The organism is Psychrobacillus sp. NPDC093200 (genome assembly GCF_050280345.1).
GTDB classification, from domain to species: Bacteria; Bacillota; Bacilli; order Bacillales_A; family Planococcaceae; genus Psychrobacillus; species Psychrobacillus faecigallinarum.
Map to the genome: position 1 here is coordinate 699933 of NZ_JBNNVC010000002.1, position 23477 is coordinate 723409.

Annotated in this window: 21 protein-coding genes, 1 pseudogene and 1 other annotated feature; of the genes and pseudogenes, 21 read left to right on the forward strand and 1 reads right to left on the reverse strand. The window is 35.6% G+C overall.

Annotated elements, in window-relative coordinates; translation table 11 throughout:
* Nucleotides 1-17 precede the first annotated feature (17 nt).
* The 10 genes and pseudogenes from ACQKNZ_RS11180 to wecB all read left to right on the forward strand — a co-directional run bounded on the left by ACQKNZ_RS11180 (nucleotide 18) and on the right by wecB (nucleotide 9718).
* The gene (locus ACQKNZ_RS11180) at nucleotides 18-566 is read left to right on the forward strand and encodes a histidine phosphatase family protein (protein ID WP_191697132.1); all 549 of its coding nucleotides are present in this window, start codon (nucleotides 18-20) and stop codon (nucleotides 564-566) included.
* Nucleotides 553-975: an NUDIX domain-containing protein gene (locus ACQKNZ_RS11185; protein WP_144536319.1), complete on the forward strand. Its 423-nt coding sequence runs from the start codon at nucleotides 553-555 to the stop codon at nucleotides 973-975. Before ACQKNZ_RS11180 ends, ACQKNZ_RS11185 begins: the two co-directional genes overlap by 14 nt.
* A 141-nt stretch (nucleotides 976-1116) precedes the next feature.
* Complete coding sequence (locus ACQKNZ_RS11190; RefSeq protein ID WP_427659726.1) at nucleotides 1117-2148, forward strand: LCP family protein; 1032 nt, start codon at nucleotides 1117-1119, stop codon at nucleotides 2146-2148.
* A 127-nt stretch (nucleotides 2149-2275) separates the two neighbouring features.
* Complete coding sequence (locus tag ACQKNZ_RS11195; protein WP_151109756.1) at nucleotides 2276-2857, forward strand: TetR/AcrR family transcriptional regulator; 582 nt, start codon at nucleotides 2276-2278, stop codon at nucleotides 2855-2857.
* A gap of 22 nt (nucleotides 2858-2879) precedes the next feature.
* Nucleotides 2880-4082: an MFS transporter gene (locus ACQKNZ_RS11200; protein ID WP_427659728.1), complete on the forward strand. Its 1203-nt coding sequence runs from the start codon at nucleotides 2880-2882 to the stop codon at nucleotides 4080-4082.
* A 410-nt stretch (nucleotides 4083-4492) separates the two neighbouring features.
* A pseudogene (locus ACQKNZ_RS11205) lies at nucleotides 4493-4998 on the forward strand (recombinase family protein).
* 63 nt (nucleotides 4999-5061) lie between these two features.
* Nucleotides 5062-6024: a helix-turn-helix transcriptional regulator gene (locus ACQKNZ_RS11210; RefSeq protein WP_191697131.1), complete on the forward strand. Its 963-nt coding sequence runs from the start codon at nucleotides 5062-5064 to the stop codon at nucleotides 6022-6024.
* A 74-nt stretch (nucleotides 6025-6098) separates the two neighbouring features.
* Nucleotides 6099-6731 carry a type 1 glutamine amidotransferase family protein gene (locus ACQKNZ_RS11215; RefSeq protein WP_427659731.1) on the forward strand — a complete coding sequence of 211 codons (633 nt, stop codon included), beginning with the start codon at nucleotides 6099-6101 and terminating at the stop codon, nucleotides 6729-6731.
* Nucleotides 6732-6977: 246 nt separating this feature from the next.
* On the forward strand, nucleotides 6978-8603 hold the full coding sequence (locus tag ACQKNZ_RS11220; protein ID WP_154310772.1) for a glycosyltransferase family 2 protein: 1626 nt from the start codon (nucleotides 6978-6980) through the stop codon (nucleotides 8601-8603).
* Nucleotides 8600-9718 carry a non-hydrolyzing UDP-N-acetylglucosamine 2-epimerase gene (gene wecB, locus ACQKNZ_RS11225; RefSeq protein WP_151109766.1) on the forward strand — a complete coding sequence of 373 codons (1119 nt, stop codon included), beginning with the start codon at nucleotides 8600-8602 and terminating at the stop codon, nucleotides 9716-9718. Before ACQKNZ_RS11220 ends, wecB begins: the two co-directional genes overlap by 4 nt.
* A gap of 231 nt (nucleotides 9719-9949) precedes the next feature.
* Here the strand turns inward: wecB and ACQKNZ_RS11230 are convergent, their stop codons facing one another.
* Complete coding sequence (locus ACQKNZ_RS11230; protein WP_427659734.1) at nucleotides 9950-10957, reverse strand: SMI1/KNR4 family protein; 1008 nt, start codon at nucleotides 10955-10957, stop codon at nucleotides 9950-9952.
* Between the two features lie 260 nt (nucleotides 10958-11217).
* Here ACQKNZ_RS11230 and ACQKNZ_RS11235 point away from each other — a divergent pair, with 260 nt between their 5' ends.
* The 11 genes from ACQKNZ_RS11235 to ACQKNZ_RS11285 all read left to right on the forward strand — a co-directional run bounded on the left by ACQKNZ_RS11235 (nucleotide 11218) and on the right by ACQKNZ_RS11285 (nucleotide 23342).
* Nucleotides 11218-12264 carry an ArsR/SmtB family transcription factor gene (locus tag ACQKNZ_RS11235; protein WP_427659736.1) on the forward strand — a complete coding sequence of 349 codons (1047 nt, stop codon included), beginning with the start codon at nucleotides 11218-11220 and terminating at the stop codon, nucleotides 12262-12264.
* Nucleotides 12261-13481: an MFS transporter gene (locus ACQKNZ_RS11240; protein ID WP_427659738.1), complete on the forward strand. Its 1221-nt coding sequence runs from the start codon at nucleotides 12261-12263 to the stop codon at nucleotides 13479-13481. Before ACQKNZ_RS11235 ends, ACQKNZ_RS11240 begins: the two co-directional genes overlap by 4 nt.
* Nucleotides 13482-13532: 51 nt before the next feature.
* The gene (locus tag ACQKNZ_RS11245; protein WP_186318063.1) at nucleotides 13533-13883 is read left to right on the forward strand and encodes a hypothetical protein; all 351 of its coding nucleotides are present in this window, start codon (nucleotides 13533-13535) and stop codon (nucleotides 13881-13883) included.
* A gap of 247 nt (nucleotides 13884-14130) precedes the next feature.
* Entirely contained in the window at nucleotides 14131-14886 is a 756-nt protein-coding gene (locus ACQKNZ_RS11250) for a class I SAM-dependent methyltransferase (protein ID WP_427659740.1), read from the forward strand.
* Between the two features lie 338 nt (nucleotides 14887-15224).
* Complete coding sequence (locus ACQKNZ_RS11255) at nucleotides 15225-17246, forward strand: hypothetical protein (protein ID WP_427659742.1); 2022 nt, start codon at nucleotides 15225-15227, stop codon at nucleotides 17244-17246.
* A gap of 139 nt (nucleotides 17247-17385) precedes the next feature.
* Nucleotides 17386-17604: a binding site (T-box leader), on the forward strand.
* 75 nt (nucleotides 17605-17679) lie between these two features.
* Nucleotides 17680-18711 (forward strand): anthranilate phosphoribosyltransferase, encoded by a 1032-nt coding sequence (gene trpD / locus ACQKNZ_RS11260; protein WP_151109778.1) that lies wholly within the window; start codon nucleotides 17680-17682, stop codon nucleotides 18709-18711.
* A complete protein-coding gene (trpC, locus tag ACQKNZ_RS11265; protein WP_427659745.1) occupies nucleotides 18708-19499 on the forward strand; it encodes an indole-3-glycerol phosphate synthase TrpC in 792 nt (263 codons plus the stop codon). The genes trpD and trpC overlap by 4 nt, the downstream gene beginning before the upstream one ends.
* Nucleotides 19496-20110, forward strand: a complete 615-nt coding sequence (locus tag ACQKNZ_RS11270) for a phosphoribosylanthranilate isomerase (RefSeq protein ID WP_340863180.1) — start codon at nucleotides 19496-19498, stop codon at nucleotides 20108-20110. The genes trpC and ACQKNZ_RS11270 overlap by 4 nt, the downstream gene beginning before the upstream one ends.
* Nucleotides 20111-20112: 2 nt before the next feature.
* Nucleotides 20113-21306, forward strand: coding sequence for a tryptophan synthase subunit beta (trpB, locus tag ACQKNZ_RS11275; RefSeq protein ID WP_151109782.1), 1194 nt, complete (start codon nucleotides 20113-20115; stop codon nucleotides 21304-21306).
* Entirely contained in the window at nucleotides 21299-22087 is a 789-nt protein-coding gene (trpA, locus tag ACQKNZ_RS11280; protein ID WP_427659748.1) for a tryptophan synthase subunit alpha, read from the forward strand. Before trpB ends, trpA begins: the two co-directional genes overlap by 8 nt.
* Before the next feature lie 382 nt (nucleotides 22088-22469).
* On the forward strand, nucleotides 22470-23342 hold the full coding sequence (locus tag ACQKNZ_RS11285; RefSeq protein ID WP_427659750.1) for a GNAT family N-acetyltransferase: 873 nt from the start codon (nucleotides 22470-22472) through the stop codon (nucleotides 23340-23342).
* Nucleotides 23343-23477: the final 135 nt, after the last annotated feature.

Consider the following 23477-nt stretch of genomic DNA (forward strand, 5'->3'; position numbering starts at 1 on the left):
ATATGGAGGCATTCCGAATGATTTATGTAGTGCGTCACGGAGAGACAGATTTAAATAAAGAAGGCAGATTACAAGGACGCATGGGTCTACCTTTAAACGAGAAAGGTAAACAGCAAGCAAGAGAAATGAAAGAAATGTTAAAAACTGTACAATTTGATCTAGTTTTTTCTTCTCCCCAAGAACGAGCAGTTCAAACTGCTGAAATTATAACAAATTTAGAACCTATAGTAGATTCTAGGTTAGACGTTTTTGACTTAGGAGAGGCAGATCAATCAAAAAAAGAAGAAGTAAAACTAAAAGGTGCAATACCTGATCCAACTATATACAAAGGCGTGGAGGATATAAAATCCTATGTTGGGCGTATATTTGATTTCATGGTGCAGCTTGAAGAGCAATATAAAAGTAATAGTGGAAATATACTTATAACCGGTCATCGTTGTACTACAGGATGTATAGGGGCCTACTTCAAAGGAATACCTGAAGATAAAAATATCTTATGTTATTCCTCAAACAACGGAGAATTTAAAATATACACATTTAAGGAGGAGTTAAATGTTCATCGTTAATGTGGAGGGCGCTATATACAAAGAGGGAAAGTGGCTCTTAGTGAAACGAAGCGAGAAGGAAGAACATGCTGCTGGAAGTTTGGCATTTGTGGGTGGCACAGTAGATCAAGAGGGTGATGCAATTGACATATTTGAAAGAACGTTGCACCGAGAGATCAAAGAAGAGGTAGGTATTGAAGTTACAAACCTTCAATATGTAAACAGTTCTTCCTTTATATCAGATACTGGAAAATCTGTTGTTGATATTGTCTTTGTCTGTGACCATTCATTTGGTGAACCATACGTCAAATGCAGAGAAGAAGTGGATGAAATAGTTTGGCTGACGACTGAGCAAATATTAAGTAGTGATGAATTCCCTGATTATTTCAAGAGAAATATTACTCTAGCAGACCAATTTAAAAATACATGAAAAAGTAAAATAGTCTCATGAATAAAACCTAAAAGTCTTTATAAACTTGTAATTAAAAATATAAATGGTATAATTTAGAAAAATAATTATAAGATAATTTCAAGAAAAACATATATTAGACTTAAGGGAGAAAAGAACAAGATGAAAAATTCTCGAAGTCGAGTGAAAAGAAAGACTTTTAAAAGAAAGAAAGTTATATATACTATACTGATTAGTTCTATTTTACTGATGTCTGCAGTCATTTTCTTTGCCATTAATTTATCGTGGGAGGCAAAGCATGCAAATAATAAAATATTTGCGCCATTGATTAAGGACCTTGAAGAAGACACAAGTACGAAAGAAGTAAAAGCTAAGTCTCCGTTTTCAATACTTTTAGCTGGCATTGAGCATGGAGAAAATGAAAAATATGGTCGATCAGATATGCTAATTGTTGCAACAGTCAATCCAACTACCAACAAAATGTCAATGGTTAGCATACCTAGAGACACTTTAGTTTATATAGAAGGATTAGATAAAGAAGACAAAATAAACCATGCTTATTCAAATGGTGGTATTAATTGGACAACTGATACAATAGAAAACATGTTAGGGATACCTATTGACTATTACGTATCGACAGATTTTCAAGGTTTCCAGGATATAGTTGAAACTTTGGGAGGGGTCGAAGTCGACGTTCCTTTTACCTTTAAAATTCAACTCGCTAATTTTGAGTGGAAGACCTATACAGAGGGACCTATGTTTTTAGAGGGAGACGAGGCTCTAGCATATGTACGTATGCGTAAAAAAGATCCAGAGGGTGATAAAGGACGAAATGAAAGACAGAAGCAAGTCATCCAATCACTTTTAAGCGAAATGACCAATGTGAGTATGATTACTAAAATAGATGATTTAATCAAGGATGTTGGAGAAAATGTCAAAACCAATATTCCTTCCTCAGACTATATAAAGCTAGCTAAAATGTATCAGCAGATAAAAGGAACGCCCATTGAACACTTACAGTTAGATGGTACAGGTAAAACCATATACAATAAAGAGGCTGGCCATGATCTCTGGTATTTTATAGCAGATGAAAACTCTATAAACGAAGTAAGCAAAAAGCTTAAAACTAACTTAGAGGATATTACTTATAAGGCGAATTCAGATGAAGTAAAGGACTTAACAATAGGTAACTAAAGTGCATCAGGATTATATCCTGATGCTTTTTTGTGGAATTTTTTAATACTTTGATCTAATTAACTTGCTTCCATGATTAAATTTTGTTAATATAACTGACGAACGTTCGTTAAAAGGAGTGAGAGATGTGAAAAGCCAAGAGCTCAAAGAATCAGCTCTTAAATATTTTACAATTCACGGCTATGAAGGTGCTTCGCTTTCCCAAATCGCTGAAGATGTGGGTATGAAAAAACAGTCTATTTATGCACACTATAAAGGTAAGGATGACCTTTTTCTTCAGGTTTTAAGAGATGCCAAGCAAACTGAATTGGATACTAAGTTAGAGTACTTTCGTCCATTAAACTCTAAGGATCCCCAGAATGATTTGTATGGATTCCTGCAAATGGTCATTAATCTTTTTCAAAAAGATGAGCATTTAAAGTTTTGGTTACGTATGTCATTTTTCCCACCTGCTCACTTAGCGAAGGAAATTGAAGAGGATGTACTTGATATAGAGAAACAAGTGCAAGCTATGTTAGAAGACAAATTTAAACAATGGATGGATGAAAATTTGGTTATTGGTGAGTCCGCGTTAATATTGACTTATGCATTTCTAAGCATGGTAGATTCAATGATGCTTGAACTGGTATATGTCAATGAAGAAAAACGTTTACACGAGAGGCTAAATGCCTCGTGGAAAGTATTTTGGCGAGGCATATCTATTCATTGATAGTAAAGAAAGAAGTGTATATATGAATAAATCTATAAAAGAACAAAAATCAGTAATTATTATCTTATTAAGTAATATTTTCATCGCGTTTTTAGGAATAGGACTCATTATTCCTGTGATGCCATCGTTTATGAATATCATGCATTTGTCCGGAAGCACAATGGGTTATTTAGTAGCAGTGTTTGCTGTCGCTCAACTGATCACATCTCCATTTGCTGGCCGCTGGGTAGACCAATTTGGTCGTAAAAAAATGATTACCATCGGTTTACTATTATTTAGTGTTTCCGAGCTTATTTTTGGGGCGGGTACAAACGTCTGGGTACTATACCTTTCAAGAGTATTAGGAGGCGTTAGTGCTGCATTTATTATGCCGGGTGTTACAGCATATATTGCTGATATTACGACGATTCAGGAGAGACCTAAAGCAATGGGCTATATTTCAGCAGCCATTAGCACAGGTTTTATCATAGGGCCAGGGATTGGCGGATTTATAGCAGAATTTGGGGTTAGATTGCCATTCTACTTTGCAGCAGGAATAGCATTTATCGCCTGTATTTCCTCTTTGTTTATACTGAAAGAACCACTTTCAAAAGAAGAATTAGCGGAAATATCAGCTAACAGTAAACAAACCAATTTTGTAGGCGATTTAAAAAAATCACTAAAACCAATGTACTTTATAGCTTTCATTATTATATTTGTTTTAGCCTTTGGTCTATCTGCATACGAAACGGTTTTTAGCCTATTCTCTGATCATAAGTTTGGTTTTACACCAAAGGACATCGCTGTCATTATTACCATAAGTTCCATATTTGGAGTAGTAGTACAAGTATTTATGTTTGGAAAGTTAGTAGACCTTTTAGGCGAAAAAAAACTAATTCAAATTTGCCTAATTATAGGAGTGATTTTGGCATTCATTTCTACGGTCATTTCTAGCTTTATAATAGTCCTTATAGTAACGAGCTTTATATTTCTTGCATTCGATTTACTCCGTCCAGCACTCACAACATTTTTATCCAGAGCAGGCGGAAAAGAACAAGGATTTGTTGCGGGCATGAACTCAACATATACGAGTTTAGGAAATATTATTGGACCTGCACTAGGTGGTATCTTGTTTGATGTTAACATCAATTTTCCATACATTTTCGCGGGTATAATCATGGCAGTCGGCCTAGGGATTACATTTATGTGGAAAGAACAACAATTCAAAGATAGTTTTCTTAGTTAACGATAAGTATATTTCTAATAAGAAAAACACAATTTAGCATCTTTTCCTGTAATGAAGGTGAACACTACATTACAAAAGAAAAGATGCTCTTTTTAATTCATTAATTAGCATAATTGTAGCGGCAGGCGGCGACAACGGCGGGATTGTGAGCCAAATGAACCCAAATGTAGTAGGTTCCTAGCATCCCACTCATCTTCAGGAATTTGCATAAGAGCCCGTCAATGTTCCGGTGTAAGAAATTCTCTACCTCTCGGAATTTTCATAAAGTATCATCTCATTTCTGTAATTATTCAGTTAATTAATTTAATTAAATAACAATAGAGTGTACTCTATTGATACAAGTGTCGGAGACAGATAAAATCATAGTTAAGAGTGTCTCATAAGACTTGTCTCAAAAACGAGGTGATATTTTGCGAAAAATCGGTTATATACGTGTCAGTTCAACTTGCCTGAATCCTTCAAGTCAATTACAGCAACTTCAAAAAATGTTAGAGGAAATACAAGAAGGTGACATCATTTATGTTCGGATTTAACTCGGATTACTCGTATTAAACAAGATTTATTTGAATTAATCGATAACATACGAAGTAAAAAGGCAATTTTAAAATCCTTAAAAGATACATGGCTAGATTTATCAGAAGATAATCCCTACAGCCAATTCTTAATTCCTGTTATGGCGGGTGTAAACCAATTAGAACGTGATCTTAACCGTATGCGGCAGCGTGAAGGGATTGAACTGGCTAAGAAAGAAGGAAATTTTAAAGGTCGGTTAAAGAAGTAGCACAAAAACTATGCAGGAATGAATTATGCAGTAAAGCTTTATAAAGAGGGAGAAATGACTGTAAATCAAATTTGTGAAATCACATATGTATCTAGGATCTCATTATATAGAAAGCTATCGGAAAGGAAATTTTGATGAGATATACCAAAGAGCGGAAATATAGAATAGAAAAAAAGTTCCATATAGAGGTGGGAATATATGCCTAAAATTGACAATCTGTTAGCGATTCTATGGATGCTTCGTTCAGGTGAAAAAATTACTGCAAAACAAATTTCAGAAAAGTTAGAGATGAATATAAGGACTGTGTATCGTTATATTGATACAATTTCAACGAGTGGCGTACCTATAATTTCAGAACCAGGACATAACGGTGGATACACTTTATTGAACAATTTTATTGAGGCACCTCTTTTTTTTGATTTTGAAGAGCAAACTTCACTATTTCACGCTGCTGTTTTTGCAGAAGAAGCCGGATATTATGGAGGTGAAGCACTAAATAGGGCCATTTCAAAACTAAGTAAATACTCAAATCAAGAGCAGGAAACAAAGATAAACCAACATTTAACTAGTCTTGAAGTAATAAGTCGATTAAGTTCACTCTCTATGGAACCTTTTTTGAAGGAGTTGGAGCAGGCTGTAACTGACGGGTACTCAGTAAAAATTCTTTACCATAAAAGTGGCGAAAAGCAATTAAATTATAGATTGGTCGATCCGTACAGAATTATCTATTGGAATAATAAGTGGTATGTGATTGGCTTTTGTCATCTTAGGAATGATATCCGTAGTTTTAGAGTAAATCGAATTGAAAGTCTAATGCTAACCGCAAAAAAGTTTAACCGACCAGAAAATTTTTCAGCACGTGACTTTTTTATGAAAAATCTCCTTCCTACTATAGAAGATAAGGAAGGGATTACTTCTTTAGTTATTAATGGAAATGAAAGTACGCTGAATGATGTTTGCCAACATTGGTTTTTAGGACATTATTTACATGAACGAAATTCAAATCAAGCAGTTTTCCTTCTTGAAAGAGATATAGTACATACATATATACCTCATTTACTTTTACCGTACGGTAAATCTATTCAAATTATAGAGCCAATAAGTCTAAAAAAAAGACTTATTGAAGTTCTGTCGGAATTAATAAAATTTCATCAAGTATGATAACTTCCCTGACGCTAGCTGTCAGGGAAGTTATATTATAATTAGTATATAAATGTGATTGGGAGTGTTATTGGATGCAAACAAAAAAAGTTTATCTATATGTATTTAACACAATGTCAGACTGGGAATATGGGTATTTAATTGCCGAACTAAACACAGGAAGATATTTCAAAAAAGATATAGTACCTTTAAAAGTAGTTACAGTAGGAGCTAATAGCGAAATGATTACCACGATGGGGGGACTTAGTATAAAACCAGACATTTCCCTTGATGAGTGTACTCTTGAGAGTAAAGATCTTTTAGTTTTGCCTGGAGGGACTACTTGGGGAGAAGTTATTCATCAACCAATCATGAAAAAAATTGGCGAAGCCTTAAAGCTCGGCACTATTGTCGCTGCAATTTGTGGTGCAACTGAGGCTCTTGCGAATATGGGATACTTAGATTCTAGAAAACACACAAGCAATGACTTACAGTATATTAAAATGGTCTGCCCTAATTATAAAGGAGAAAAATATTATGAGATGAGACCTGCGGTATCTGGTGAGAATTTGGTTACTGCATCAGGGGTTGCACCTCTGGAATTTACGATGGAAGTATTAAAAAAATTAGATGTATTTGCACCAGATACATTACATTCCTGGTATAACCTAAATAAGACTCATAAACCTGAATACTTCTTCCAGTTAATGAATTCAATAAATAGATGAGCTAAAAAAATCAACTTAGCAGATTTATATAAGTTAAATAAAAACCATGCTTTAGACAATGTCAAAGCATGGTTTTTAGTATTGAAAATTCCTTAACGTTGTAAATCCGCATTTTCCTGATGGTACCCCTAGCGAAGTATTCCCATTAATTATTCACTAGATAAAAGCCGTGTTCTCTTAGAAAGGGTTTCATATACTACTTAACCGATGTGAAATTCGGTATAAATAATAGGAAGTAGTGAATATATGTTCTTTAAAAATAAAAAGCACTTTTGGTTACCAAGTAAGCCTAAAGATAAGCAAAGTCATTTAAAAACAAGTACAAAGCAAAATAATATCGAACGTATACCAAATAAGGTAGGTATCGTAATGCCTGTTTACAATCAAGAAAAACAATATTTGATTGAATGTGTACATGCTATTGAACAACAAACCTATAAAAATTTTTCACTTGTGATTGTAATTGATGGTGCAAATGAGGAAACCGTTAAAACCGTTTATGAATTATCCAGTTACTTAACTTGCGACTTCATCATAATCGATAGGAAGATAAACAAAGGAATTGCCTACTCATTAAATGAAGGATTTGACAAACTCAAAGATTGTTCCTATTTAACTTGGATCTCCAGTGACAATAGACAAGCTCCCAATTTCCTAGAAAAGTTAGTTGAAACTATGAACACTTCACCATCAAATACTGCTCTCGTTTACTCCATGTATAGTCCAATTGATGAAAATGGAATGCCGCATCCTTCCACTCCATATTTTTACCCAGCTCTATACAAGATGATGAATCGTTCAAAAGAAGAGATCATGATGGTCAGTTTCATCGGTGCATCTTTTCTTTATACAAGAGAGGCTTTTGAAAAGACTGGTGGCTATGATTCTAAATACGACTTAGTATCTGATTATGAATTTTGGATTAGATTAATGAAACAAGGAGAATTTGTTTTTATACCTGAACCCTTAATGGAATATCGCTTAAACGGGAAACACTCATTAACAACTCTTACTCCTCCTGAGGAACTATATCTTAACAGCATGTCTGCTAGCTTAGAACATCGAACGAAAAATGGAGACATACCTAAGGTTTCAGTAATAATTACTGCTCACAATCATGGGAACTTTATAAAAAAATGCTTACAAAGTGTTTTTGATCAAACTTTTAAAAACTTTCATGTAATAGTTGTAGACGTTGGCTCTACGGATAATACCTTAGAAGAGATATATAGTTTACATGATACCCGTACTATCCCTATTCATATTAAGCAACGGACTAAAGCAGAAGCATTAAATATTGCTTTAGACTATGTGTTGGGTGAATATGTCCTTGAACTTGATGGTGATGACTGGATAGAACCCATTACTTTGGAGGTCATGATTAGTGAAATGGATAATTTATCCTCTAAAGTAGGGATGGTTTTTGCAAATAGAAGGCTCTGGTATGAGGAAAACGGCGTTTTAGTCGAGGGGGACATTTATAAAGGCTCACCATTAAAAGATAAATATAAAATTCTAGAGAGTTTTCAGACTCACTGCCCTAGAATGTATCGGTATTCTGCACTAAAAGAGCTAAGCGGATGGATGACTACTTTACGAGGAGAACCACTAATTGCTGAAGACTTCATGATGTTTTTACGAGTCGCAGAACTCTTCAAAGTTCACTGGATTGATCAAACCTTATATAATCAGCGCAGACATAATAAAAATATAACAATTATTCAGAAGGAAAATTTAAATAAACAGTTTCGTATGGTAGTTGATGAAATGCTTATCCGTTGGGGAGATTCCTATAAAGCAAATTTTGAAGAAAGTGATGGCTATATTACTAAAATAAAGCTTGAAAAACGGAGAAAAGGTGACAGACAATGAAAGTGATGATTATATTCGGTACAAGACCTGAAGGAATCAAATTCGCGCCTATTATTAAAGAGCTTCAAACGAATAATAAATTTGAAACTGTTTTGGTTAACACCGGGCAACATATAGAAATGCTCGACCAAGTTTTATCCTTATTCTCCATAAAACCCGAATACGAACTAAAGCTTATGAAAACCAATCAAAAGCTAGAGGAATTATCCGCAGAACTAATACAAAAACTAGGTGAGGTTTTGGATAAAGAAAAACCTGATCTTGTTTTTGTTCTAGGAGACACTGCGACTACATTTGCAGGAGCATATACATCGTTTTTAAAACGTATCTCGGTAGCACATGTGGAAGCAGGTCTACGCACACACAATATTTCTTCTCCTTTTCCCGAAGAAATGTACCGACGAATCGTAACTAAGTTAAGTGATTATCACTTTGCACCAACTGAAAAAAACAAAGAGAATTTATTAGCTGAAGGAATTCCACAAGAAAGAATTATAATAACAGGGAATTCAGTAATAGATGCTCTTTATGACATTACAAATAGACCATATGTCTTTCCTGATCATCTGCAAAAAATATTTGATAGAGGAAAGAGAATTCTATTAGTTACTACTCATCGACGTGAAAATTTTATAAAGCTAAAAGGAATATACGAAGCTCTTACCAGTCTAGTAGAAGAGTTTGAGGATATTGAAATTATTTTCCCGGTGCACCCGAACCCTAATGTCAGAAAAGAGGTTAAAGATCATTTTCTAGCAAGTACTAAGAGTTCCACTATTCATATTATCGAGCCGCTAGACTATGAATGTTTTGCACATGTTATGAAGAAATCCTATCTAGTAATCACAGATTCAGGAGGTATACAGGAAGAAGCTCCAGCATTAGATATACCCGTTTTAGTTATAAGGGAAAGTACAGAACGTACGGAAGGAGTAAAGGCAGGAACTTTAAAATTAGTTGGAACTGAGAAAGACGATATTTTACAAGCAACTCGAATGTTACTCAATAATCCACAAGCATATGAAAACATGGCTCAAGCTAATAATCCATATGGAGATGGTACCACTTCCGAACAAATCTCATCCTATCTTGATAAAATTGCAAAAAAGATATGAGCATCTGAACTCATATCTTTTTTAAATCGGCTATATTAAAGTGACAGGTTAATTTATAATTTTAAAAAATGAGTTGGAGATACATTTTCCAGCTCATTATTGTTTTGATTTGCTTTTTTATTAAAGCACTTGTTAGTTTAAGATTCGAGAACCTAAATTTCCACTTGTCTCCATCTTTTAAAATTTCATATCCTATTTCATACAAAACCCTATAGCCATTGATATCTCATTCTAAACAATTTCTAGCCATTTCTTTATTTTAAGAGAATTAATTGTCTTATTGTTAATATAAGGGATGTGTGGTGATGATAGGGCATTATAATCATTGATAAAACCGCCAGCACAACCTACATGAATCCAGTTGTTCAAGAAGGATTCAAAAGATTTTCCCAGCCTCCAACCGTGAAAATCTTTATCATTTGTTAAATAGATAACTTCCCCTATATTGTATTTTCGGTCTATTCCAAAGTAATTCCCCATCCCATCCCCTGTAAAAACAAATGAATTTGACCAAAAGTGAAATTCTTCATTCTTTTCATCAATGTTCTCATGGTCTATCCTTATGGCGTTTAAATGGATTAGCTTATCGATATTCCATAGCCCAAAATCAAATAGGCCCCCATTCAATACACTCCTGTTCATATATGGTTCGCCATGTGCTGAATAGATATTAGGATCATCCAATACACATGTTGAATTTTCTTGTGTATTCCAATAAAAATCACATCGACGTGAATAATCTATCACTACCTTTTTAAATGATTCTGGAAGTTCAAAACCAATAGTGCTTTCAATCTGCAGCACATCATTTTCTGATGCAGGTTGATCAATAAATAGTTCCCCTATGCCGCCCTTGTTTTTGATGGAATTAAGTGTTGAATGTAGAATTTCACTCCAATGAAAATATTCGATAGTTTCCGGTTCGTACCTATTCTGTACCGGCTCTGATTTTTTGTTTTTTGATATATAAATTTCCCCTTCGAACCGGACCCATCGAGGTAGTTCTTTAGGACTATTCGGAACCTCACTATTGAATCTTTTATTAGACTTCAGGAACTCTAATCCTTTTTCTGTAGGAGCATATGTAATTTCAATACGATCCTTTAGGACAGAGATATAATCCTTCTTTATAGCCATATTCATAAAATCTCGAAACTCAGATTCATCAATGTTGTATGTTTTGTGTGAAAAAGACTCTTTCTCCAATATTTTTCTTAATACACTAAATAGTAATCTCACTCTAAACACCTCTATTTTTAAAGATATATTTAGTTATTTTTTATTCCTCATTATTAAACTAACCTGCGCCGTTAGTTTAAGTGTATCATTACACAAACAATACCTCCTCAAGAAAAACAACCTTTAACAGAGCCTTTATGTCCAACCTATAAACTCTAACCACCTAAGATAGAAGATTGTCCATTTTATTAATATTCTATTTATTCTAAAAATATAGAATGCTATATTCTAAATAAATAGAATTATAAGGAGAGAAATGCATGGATGTTTTAAATCTTTCAAGTAAAGAAAGAGAAACTTATGAAGTAGAGATTAACTATTCAATATTATGGGAATCTGCCTTAGGTATCGCAGCAATTACTAATACACGTCTATTAGACACTCTAGAAAAGCAAGCATCTTTTTGGGATTCCATTAAAAGTAGTTTGTCAGCGGGAATACTAAAAGAGTTAAATTATGTTGAAGAAAATAATACTTGGAAAGCTTTGCTTTTACTTTTACATGTGAAGGATTTTAAGAGTCTTAAGGAATTTACTTCTTATATAGATGAGTTATCTGCAGAGGAACTAAGGTTGACTTGTATGCCATACTTAGGAATAAAACATCAATACCTAAGACAAAGTGCTTCATTGGGTGATTTGACTTCTTTACAAAAAATGAAGGAAATTGCTAAAGATAATCCATTTTACCCTGCTTATATTGATTTTGTCTGCCAAGTAGATGCAGATAAGCTTAAACAGCATTTGACTAAAATAATGAGCGTTTGGGTTGAAGAGGTTATAACAATTGATAAGCAGAAAGAGATTACTAAAATACTTCAGGCAGATTATGAATCAAAGAGTAAGATGAAAGAAACTTTAAATAGTTTTGAATTAGTGGAATGGGCTACAGGCGGAGTTACTTACCATCCGGAGCCGAGCGTCACAAAGGTATTATTAATTCCTCAGTACATCTATAGACCATGGAATATAGAAGCGGATTTAGAAGGTACAAAAGTATTTTATTATCCTGTGGCAAATGAAAGTATTACACCAGAGGACCCATATACACCCAATCATTCACTAGTTCTTAAATATAAGGCGCTGGGTGATGAGGTTAGATTACGAATGGTAAAAATGCTTTACGAAAATGACCATACATTACAGGAAATTACAGACCACTTAAACCTTGGGAAATCAACTGTTCATCATCATTTAAAAATATTAAGGTCAGCGAGAATTGTTGCAATAAAAGATAATAAATACACTTTAAAAAGAAAGCCTTTAGATTCCATTTATATGGAACTAAATTCCTTTCTAAATCAATGAAACAGAGTGTTGTTTTTCATAATAAGAGCTTTTTAGTACTATGGATAGGAAATATCATTTCGGAACTAGGAGGGGTCCTAGGTACACTATGTAACTCATTTTTAATCTATCAGCTGACCAATTCTACTTTAGCGCTTAGTAGTATGTGGCTTCTATATTTTATACCATCATTGATTCTTCAATTATTTATTGGCCCATTCATTGATCGTTGGAGCAGAAAATGGATCATGATTCTATCACAGTGGGCTAGGGGAATAATTTTTATTCTTCCATTAATAGCTCTTGCTTCAAATCAATTAGAAGTATGGCATATTTATTTAGTACAAATAGTTGTCGGATTAATCACACCGATCTATACACCAGCCAATCAAGCTATTACACCTACGATTGTTCCTGAAGAGCTTTTGACTTCAGCGAATGCATACAATGACGGTGCTATAAGATTAATGACATTTGTAGTTCCTTTCGTTGGAGGTATGATCATTGAGTTTCTAGGGTTAATCCCCTCGTTATTAGTAGTATGCTTAACGCTACTTACTAGTGGTATTCTCTTATTGTCTTTACAGGAAAAAAGGAATGCATTTACTGTGAGGAAAACGTGGCTAGAGCAATTTACAGAAGGGATTTTATATTTTTTTAAGCAGCGTATAATAGTTTGGCTAGGGATTTTTTTAGCATTTGTGCAATTTGGTGTAGGAGTAACAATGGTTATTACTTTGCCTTATATTACAGATGAGCTTTCTGGCTCCTACACTGAAGTCGGATATTTTATGGCTAGCTTCCCACTAGGTTATGTGATTGGCACTATGTTGGTTGGAAAAGTAAAGGCTAGAAGCCGTAGAATGTTAATGCTAGGCTCCTTAGCTGTAGGCGGGCTAACATTTATCTTTCTTTGCTTCAATACAAGTATTGTCCTTGCTCTCTTAACGGAAGGGATAGCAGGAATTGCGATGGCCTTCTTTGGAGTACATAATATCACCATTTTTCAAAAATCAGTTCCAAATGAATTGATGGGTAAAGTTGCTTCCGTCCGATTGCTTATTATTAGAGGCGCAATGCCAGTAGGTGTTTTAGTGGGAGGACTTTTAAGTGAGACATGGGGGATACGGCCCTTATATTTCTTCATCGGTTCAATTATTTGTACGGTATCCATAATAGGCCTGACTTTTCCTTATTTTAAATCCTTAAACAATTCTTCGGGAATTGAAGGGAATTAGCTTCTATTGATTGAATACTTTATATAAGAGCATATATAGGAGGTATCTAATTTGAACAAATTTTACCTGGTACTCTTTTTAATATTTCTTTTAATGGGCTGCTCCGAAAATGGAAATCCTACCCCTAGAGAGTTGCTGGGCGAAGAGGATGTTGATATTTTCCTAATGAACGAAGTCGTTTATGCGAAAGCTAGTGATATTGATTGGGTCACTGAGTCTGAATATACAATTGGAGAGGAAGTTGCTGAAATTAGTAAGCAACAGAACCGTGCAATAGGATTCAACAATGGAACAGCCAATATACTACCGGTCGGCACCAAAATATACGAGACAGGTCAGGGATTTGTTATTGCAATTGTAGGGGAAAAAGAGGTGCCTTATATTGCTTTACTTGAAGGGTGAGAAATGTTAATTTACTGTCAGTTTCAAATAAAATTCAATTGATTCATTTAAAAAAAAACGGTTAATTTTTCAAATAAATTTATTAGGTAAACAAATACTTTAAAGGATGTGAACTAAGTGATTAGAAGCAAACGAGATAAATACTCGGTGCAGTTTTGATGGATAGCAGCATGCAACCGAGTACTAATGCTATCACCTAGGCTGCACTATCTTATTTGTACTAACTAAGAATAGGAGCGTAGCATAGATGAATATAGAAACTCTGAAAAAAGATTGGAAGATGGAAGAAATTGAAAGCTTTAAAGGGTGGGATTTTTCTCATTTGGAAGGTCGGTGGAAGGAACAAGCTACACCGTGGGATTATCGGAAAATCATCGATAAATTTCTTTCTCCAGAGAACGTACTTCTGGATATGGGAACAGGTGGCGGTGAATTTCTGATAACATTAGGCCATCCCTTCGAACGGACTTCTGTTACAGAGGGATGGGAACCAAATGTGAATTTGTGTAAAGAAAAATTGGAACCTCTCGGAATTTGCGTTAAGCAGGTATTCAATGACTCTGAACTTCCATTTGAGGATAATGTTTTTGATATTATTATTAATCGACATGAATCCTATGACGTAAATGAAATACGGAGAATCCTGAAAAAGGGAGGCATCTTTATAACCCAACAGGTTGGAGGTAAGAACAACGAGTGGCTGTCCAATGCATTAATAAATAACTTTCAGCCCCTATATCCTAGCTTAAATCTAGAGAATGAAACTAAAAGATTTACTTCTGAAGGCTTTGCTATTTTATATGAGGGTGAGTATTTTCCATCTTTAAAGTTTTTGGATGTAGGTGCAATTGTTTACTACGCTAAAATTATAGAATGGGAATTTCCTGGGTTTACGGTCGATTCATGCCTTGAACGTCTAATAGAACTTGAAAAAGTGATGGAGCTTCAAGGATATGTAGAAAGCTATGAACATCGATTTATATTAGTTGCTCGTAAAAGCTGAATGGTAACTTATTATACTGAACGGTCATAAATTTTTTTATCCGGTCATAAAACTCGATTGAACGGTCATAAAAAAATTATCCGGTCATAACGACCAAATCTTCTTTGACAAATAGGAAATTAAGCATAGTATGGACTGGTCTTTTTAACTGAAATACAGATTCTACTAACAATTGTAAAGGAAAATACCCTCTACTTATCGAATTAGTAATTACTAATCCTGATAGTAGGGGGTTATTCGTTATTTAGCACACAAAAAAGGGGGAGATACGAAAGTAAAGATGTATATATAAACAGCCGGTTGATCTTAGAACAATAATTTAAAGGGGAGATATAAAAATGACCAATTATACACCCAAGAAAAAATATTATATTCCAACTAACATTGAGGACAAACTTTCAAAGGACTTCGTTCAGGGAATCACGCGTAATTTTGAAATGTTAGATGAGATGGAAGGTGGAACAGCTAAGACGATTAAGGCCGATACAACTGGACGTACACGGATTCAAGAATTAATTCAAATTGCTTTTGATCATGCTAGGGATGGGGATACCTTGATCCTTCCACCGGGCCGTTATTGGCTTGAGAAAAACACCAAACTGGATGATTTTCCAAACAATGACCAACCATGCTTGCTACTTAGGGGGAAAAAAAGAATTCATTTGGTTGGTTACGGTGCTGTGTTATTTACTAGAACACATGCCCAAGGGATCTTAGAGCTACAACAATGTGAAAATTGTATAATCGAAGGCATTAAGTTTGAGGGGTATGGGGAGTTTCCAGGAATAGACCCAGTGACTGGCTATGGAGAAAAAGGGACCAAAGCTGGAGGCTATCCAACTTCAGGCTTTTGGAATTATAGAAAAAACAATAGCTTTGATACGAGTGAGCGCGCCAGAAATGATGGGAAGCCTTTTGGCATATTTGGTGGTGGATTTATAGGAAACGTAGGTAGTGGTGTTTTAGTACATCGAGGTTGCAAAAATATTATCTTTAGATCATGTGAGAGCAGTGGCTTTAACTTTTCCGGATTCACGGTTGGACATCTAGGGGACTATTTGCCAACAGACTTAGAATACGAAAACAATGCAAACATTACCTTCGTAGAGTGTAATGCACACGACAATTACTCTAGCAATTTTGTGTTCTCAGCTGTTGAAAGACCTCGAGTGCTCAACTGTATAAGCGATCGGGCTGGACACCCGAATGCCTCGAAGCTCCATACTTACGTTGATCCAGGCTACGGTATAAATGCACTTGGAACAATGTTTCCTAAAGCAAATGATCTTTTAGTTTCTGGATGTACTTTAAGAGGAAACAAGCGGAAAGCTATTGATGGTCATGCTGCAGGCGGTTTAATCGCAACAGACAATTTAATATCAGACTCGATGGTCGGTGGTGTTTTCTATAAATGGACAAATGTAGACCAGTTTACAAAAGACTGCATCATAGTAAACAATAAAATCGAGGATTGTGGCTATGCCAAAAACCCTCTAGGAGCCATTTATATTGGCGGTGTTCAGCGAGAGTCAAAAGAAAATCAAGAAATGAACACTATCATATCTAACAATCATATAAAAAATTGCTTTGGCACAGAGGGTGTGATCTTTGCAGGAGCATTCAATCGTCTCATAATTGAGGGAAATATCATTCATGGAATACCAGTGGAGTTAGATACCACTAACACTATTTTTGAGCCATATGTCATATATGCAGGATATTCCATAGCTTCTCAGCCGAACTTTGCCGGCAATATTTCTAATAATGTAATAGATGTTAACCACCCAAGAATTGCAGGTGGAATATTAGTTAGAAATTTACAGGACGGTACTGTTCAGGGCAACACAATCAAAACCGTTAACACTCTGACTTTATATGGCTTGAGATTATGGAACTGTAAAGAGGTTGGAGCAGTCGGCAACACAATAAAAATGGGCACAGAAGGTTTGCCTTTAGATGCAGAAACAACTGGAGTAGTTGCACACAACACCTTGGTTGGTGGAAATGCTGCATTTCAGCCTCTACAGGGTCAAGCCATTATATTTACTATAGAAGCAAATAAAGGAAATGGAAATGTTCGTTTTAAAAATGGCCAATCATATGTGTCGATAATCGAGAGCCATGAAATGGGACTGGAGGTCAAACTTCAGAATATTTCGTCAGGCATTATACCTACGGTGAAAGTATCTCAAACAGGACAAAAAGGACTTCTAGGAGCTGAGCATTCAATCGACTATATTTACAGTTGTCAAGAATCTCATAAAAATGTCTTTATTGTTCTAAAGCCTTCAAAAGAATTAAGTCACATGCCTTTTTCAAGTATGACTAATGGTGGTCTTGAAATTGAAATCATGATTTAGTGATTAAAATGCTTAAAAATAATTTGACAATTTAAAGTATTCCTATTATCATAGACAATAACTTTTATGTTCGGGTATAGGTTGAAGACATTGAGAGCAATGTCGCCTTGAGAACAGACGAGCCGAGATGAGATAGCTGAGAAATTGTTTAAATAAGAGAAGTAGCATTAGTTCTGCAATTTAGAGAGTCAGTGGTTGGTGAGAACTGATTTGCAACTGATGTGAATGGACTTATGAGAGCCTCCTTGAGAATGTCTTTTTGTTTTAGAGGTGGACGTATTTCCTACGTTACAAGGAAAAAAGGGGGAGTATATATACTCCAACTAGAGGTGGCAACGCGGTTAACATCGTCCTCTTCATGGGAATTTTATATTCCTATGAAGGGGACTTTTTTTATTTAGCTTAGACGAGAAGAGAGCAGAGGAGAGATTAGATGAGAGAGTATATTGAACAGGTCCTTAGAAAAGAAGATTTATCATTCGAAGAAATGCAGGAAGCATCTAGAATTATTTTGGATGAGAGTACGGATATGCAATTGATAAAACAATTTTTAATTGCTTTAGCTATAAAAGGAGAAACAGCAAATGAGGTAGCTGCTCTTGCGACAGTAATTAAATCATTTGCAATCACTTTAAATGTTCCTGAAGGAAATTATATGGATAACTGTGGAACAGGTGGTGACGGATCAAATAGCTTTAACATTAGTACAGCATCTGCCATTGTAATAGCTGGAGCTGGCGTGAGTATAGCAAAGCATGGAAATAGAAAAATCTCTAGTTCATCTGGAAGTACAGATGTATTAGAGGCATTAGGTATTCAAACGAACTTAGATATCCAGGCTTCCTTGAATATATTAAACAAAGAAGGTATTACTTTTTTATATGCACCGACTGTACATCCAAAACTAAAAAGAATTGGACTGGTGAGACAACAAATTGGAAAACCGACTATCTTTAATCTTGTAGGGCCTCTTACCAATCCGGTTCCACTTCTCAGCCAGTACACTGGCATAAACCGTCCTGATTTTACAATAGAATACGCAAAAGTACTTCATATGCTTGGAAGAGAGAGAGCAATTGTAGTTTGTGGGACGGGTGGGATGGATGAAGCATCGCTTGTAGGAAAAAACTCTTTAGTATTAGTCGAAAAAGGTGACCTGATACCCTTCACCCTTAGTCCGGAGGATGTGGGACTTTCCTTTTATTCTCCTGCTGCTGTAAGAGGGGGTACAGCAGAGGAAAACGCTCAAATTATGTTGAATTTGCTTAACGGTAAACAGGATGCTTATTTTGATAGCGTAATTTTTAACGCAGGAATAGGACTCTACGCAAATGGAGCAGTGAATAATATACCTGAAGGTGTAAAACTAGCAAAAGACAGTATTCTCTCTGGCAAAGCACTTGATAAATTGAAAGCAGTTGTTGCTTATAGCAATCCTAATTTTGCTCAGGAGGTACTATCATGACAACTATTCTAGATAAAATTCTTAAAGAAAAAGAGATGCTCATCAATCAAATGATTCATGAAACAATTCCTGTATGTAAAAAGAGACTGAAAAGACCTTCGCTATTTGATAGGTTGTTTCAGAACAATAAGCTCCAAGTAATTGCCGAAATTAAACGAGCCTCTCCTTCAAAAGGGTTAATTCAAGGAATAGTAGATCCAGCAAAACAAGCATTAGTTTACCAAGAAGCTGGGGCTGCTGCAATATCTGTTTTGACAGATTCCCCCTTTTTTCAAGGTTCTTTTAAGGATTTACAAGCAGTAGCAGAAACCGTAGATTTACCGATCTTGTGTAAGGACTTTATCATTCATAAAGTACAGATTGATTTTGCTAAAAGTGCTGGTGCCTCTGTTGTTCTTCTCATTGTCGCAGCATTATCAAAGGAAAAAATAAAAGAATTATACACATATGCAATAGCGAAAGGTCTCGAGGTGCTAGTAGAGGTTCACAATATCCAAGAGCTAGAGGTAGCACTTCAATTAGACACTAAGCTTATAGGTGTAAATAACAGAGATTTACGTACTTTCCAAGTAGATTTATCTCACACCGGTGAATTGGCAAGTAATTTCCCTTTTAACGAGGGACGGGTATTAATTAGTGAAAGTGGTATTTGCAATAATGTGGATGCAATACAGGTTGCAAAATACGGTGCAAGTGCTGTATTAGTAGGTGAAGCTTTAATGCGAAGTGATGATCCGTATAAGACACTTCGTACATTGCAGGTGGAACGTGAAGTGATGGTCCAATGACTAAGGTGAAGATATGTGGATTGATGGAGAAAGAACATGTGGTAGCAGCAATAGAAGCTGGCGCGGATGCTGTTGGATTTGTTTTTGCACCAAGTAAAAGGAGAGTCACATTATCACAGGCTCATGACTTAGCAAAATGCATCCCTAAAGAAGTGTTAAAAATTGGCGTTTTTGTCAATCCAAACAGCGATGAACTAGAACAGGCAATTCGAGAGGTTCCGTTGGATTTAATTCAATTACATGGTAATGAGGAACCAGATTTTATAGAAAATATTAAGTTTCCAACCATTAAGGCCCTATCTATCAGAGAAAGTCGTGATGTGGAAAAAGCGAAAGTGTTTAATACCGATTATATGCTGTTCGATGCTCCAGGAAAAGATTTTAAAGGAGGAAGTGGAGTAACGTTTGATTGGCAACTGTTAAATGATCTCAGCATTTCCCCTAATCAGATAATTCTAGCTGGTGGTTTAAATGCATCAAATATAAAAGAAGCGATTAGAAGAGTGAAGCCCTTTATGGTGGATGTATCTAGTGGAGTAGAGGTAAATGGTAGAAAAGATGAGCAATTGATACGCGAATTCATTCAAACGGTCAAAGATGAGGAGAGATAAGCATGGTACAAACAAAAGCTGGGCGATATGGACGTTTCGGAGGTCAATTTGTTCCTGAGACACTTATGACTGCATTAGTAGAATTAGAGAATGCCTATAAAACAGCAATCGAAGATGCTTCCTTTTTAGAAGAGGTAGAATATTACTTAAAGGACTACGTGGGAAGAGAAACTCCTCTCTATTTTGCTGAACGTCTTACAAAGGAAATCGGTGGAGCAAAAATTTTATTGAAGAGGGAAGATTTAAATCATACAGGCGCTCATAAAATAAACAATACAATCGGCCAAGCGCTACTGGCAGTCAGAATGGGTAAGAAGAAAATTGTAGCAGAAACAGGTGCAGGCCAGCATGGAGTTGCTACTGCTACTGTTTGTGCACTGTTTAATCTCGAGTGCATTGTTTTTATGGGAAAAGAAGATGTTCGCAGACAGGAACTGAACGTTTTCCGGATGGAGCTACTCGGTGCAAAGGTTGTATCGGTAGACCAAGGCTCTGGAACTTTAAAGGACGCAGTCAACGAAGCACTTAGATATTGGGTTGCAAATGTCGAGGACACCCATTATATTTTAGGCTCAGCTCTTGGTCCCCATCCTTTTCCGAGAATTGTTCGAGATTTTCAACGTGTTATCGGTGTAGAGACTAAGAAGCAAGTACTAGAAAAGGATGGAAAACTCCCTAATGCCATCGTTGCCTGTGTAGGCGGAGGAAGCAATGCAATAGGAATGTTCCATCCCTTTATAGACGATTCAGAAGTGGCTTTGTACGGTGTTGAAGCAGCGGGAGAGGGAATTGAAACTGGGAGACATGCAGCGGCAATTGCCGGGGGGAAAGAAGGTGTATTGCATGGAGCTTATATGTACGTCCTGCAAAATGAAGACGGATTTATACAGGAAGCACATTCAATTTCCGCCGGTTTAGATTATCCTGCGGTTGGTCCGGAGCATAGCTATTTACATGACATTGGAAGAGTGAAGTATCTTTCTGTGAAGGATTCTGAGGCATTAGAAGGATTACAATTACTAGCTAGAACGGAAGGAATTATTCCAGCTCTAGAGAGTTCCCATGCTATATATTTTGCAGCTAAACTTGCTAAGAAAATGAGCCCAGAGGATACAATAGTCATTTGTCTTTCTGGTCGTGGTGATAAAGACGTACACACAGTTAGAGATGCATTAGGAGGCTCAAATCATGTCTAAAAGAAAACTTACAAATGCATTAGTTAATTGTTTAAGCAGCGGCGATAAAGTATTTATTCCTTATATTATGGCTGGGGACGGGGGGCTGGATCAGTTAAAGGAGAGAGTTCTACTTCTCCAAGAGGCTGGAGCAACAGCTATTGAATTAGGAATTCCATTTTCTGATCCAGTGGCCGATGGACCAACTATCCAACAAGCTGGTGAACGAGCACTTAAAGTGGATGCTACATTGAAAAATATCATTGCTGAACTGGAAGGAATCTATCAAGAGATCCATATTCCATTAGTTATTATGACGTATTATAATCCTTTGTTGAGCTATGGATTGAGTAATTTTGCACAGGATTGTGAACGACTTGGTATTGCCGGGTTAATCGTACCGGATGTGCCCTATGAGGAGAGTGACATTTTGAGAATCGCCTTAAGAGAAACAGATGTAGCTTTAGTGCCTCTTGTGTCACTGACTAGCCCGAAAGAACGTATAGTTAAAATCGTGAATGCTGGAGAAGGTTTTATATACGCTGTCACGGTCAACGGAATAACTGGTACTCGTGAAAAGTTCAATAAAGACTTAGTAGAGCATTTGAAATCTATCAAAGAACTTAGTAATATACCAGTGATGGCAGGATTCGGCATATCATCTCCTGAGCAAGTAGAGGAAATGACTAGTATGGCTGATGGAGTCATTGTCGGAAGTGCAATTGTAGAGGCATTTAATAAAAAAGATTTGAATAAAATTAAAATCTTGGTGAAAGCTTCTAAACGAAAAATTATATCTTAAAAACATAGACACATAAACGTCTTTCTTACAGACTAACAATTAATAAAATGATCTTAAGCAATCCGAAATAATACTATATCGGATTGCTTTTTTATTGAAGCATCTATTTTTAAAAGGGAATAAAAAGGATTTTTAAAGGAAAGCTAGAATTTATTATAAAAGCTGCTTTACTCGGATAACCAACGAAATTAATCTCCAGTTGAATGGTTTTGAACAAGGATTTACTCTTGAAAAAGATTACTAGTGATTAAGATGGATATTAATTTCAAGATTATTAGAAACAAATGATATTACTTGTCCCTAAGAGTAGAAAAAAGATTGTTCAAAACTAAAGGCGGTTGAAATACAATCACAAAAAATACTGATAAGTAGGTGCGGTTAAATGTTAAAGATAAAGAATCCAAAAGATATTCATCTTCTTTCGGAATTTCTCGAGAAATTGAATCTCCAGCCTGAGTATCATATCGGTTATTGTGGAGTTATTGCTAAAGAAATTGAAGATACTATTCTACATGATTTCTCTGACTTAGACTTTGAGCACTCATTTGTCATTGCCACTGAACATGCCATTATTAAAGGTGCTCTTGGCTTTGATGTGGATGAGCAATTAAGAACTATTGAAGTTTGGGGACCATTTGTTTTAGCTTCAGAGGAATACCGGGAGATAGCAGATGGAATGTGGAATCATTTAGTTTCACAGATGCCATTTGACGTAAAATCCTTTCAGTTCTTTGTTCATAAGGAGAATTTTCTTACAAGAGAGTACATTCGGGAAAAAGGGGGAGTGGAAATAGGACAGCATCTGATATTATCTATCATTAAGAAAAACCACTCATCTCCGCAAAACATCAAAATTATACAATACAGCCCATCATTCGAAGATTCCTTTACAGCTCTCCATACTGCATCATTTTCTAATACTTACTATAATAGCTCCGATATTCTGAGACGTTTGGACAATAAAAATAAGCTTTTTATTTTTGCAGAGGGTCTAGAAAAAGTTAAAGGATATGTTTACGTAGAGATAGAATCAAGTCAAAACAATGGCTCTATTGAATATATAGCAGTTTCCAGTGAGTATCAGAAGCAAGGAATCGGGACTCAACTTATTCAATCCGCTCTCAATTACTTATTTTCTTATGACACTATTAAAGAAATTACATTGAGTGTCAGAGCTGAAAATGACAAAGCATTGGCTTTATATAAATCGGTAGGTTTTGAATTGAAGTATGAGCTCATAGCCTATAGGAAATAGTAGAAACACAAGGTCAACAGTCTGCTCCGATATTTAAACAATGAAAAAAGCAAGAACCCCCTGAAAGGATTAGTAAGAATATGAATCTAGTGAAACAAGTAGATAAGTGAAAATTAAAAAAACCTAGTAATTTCC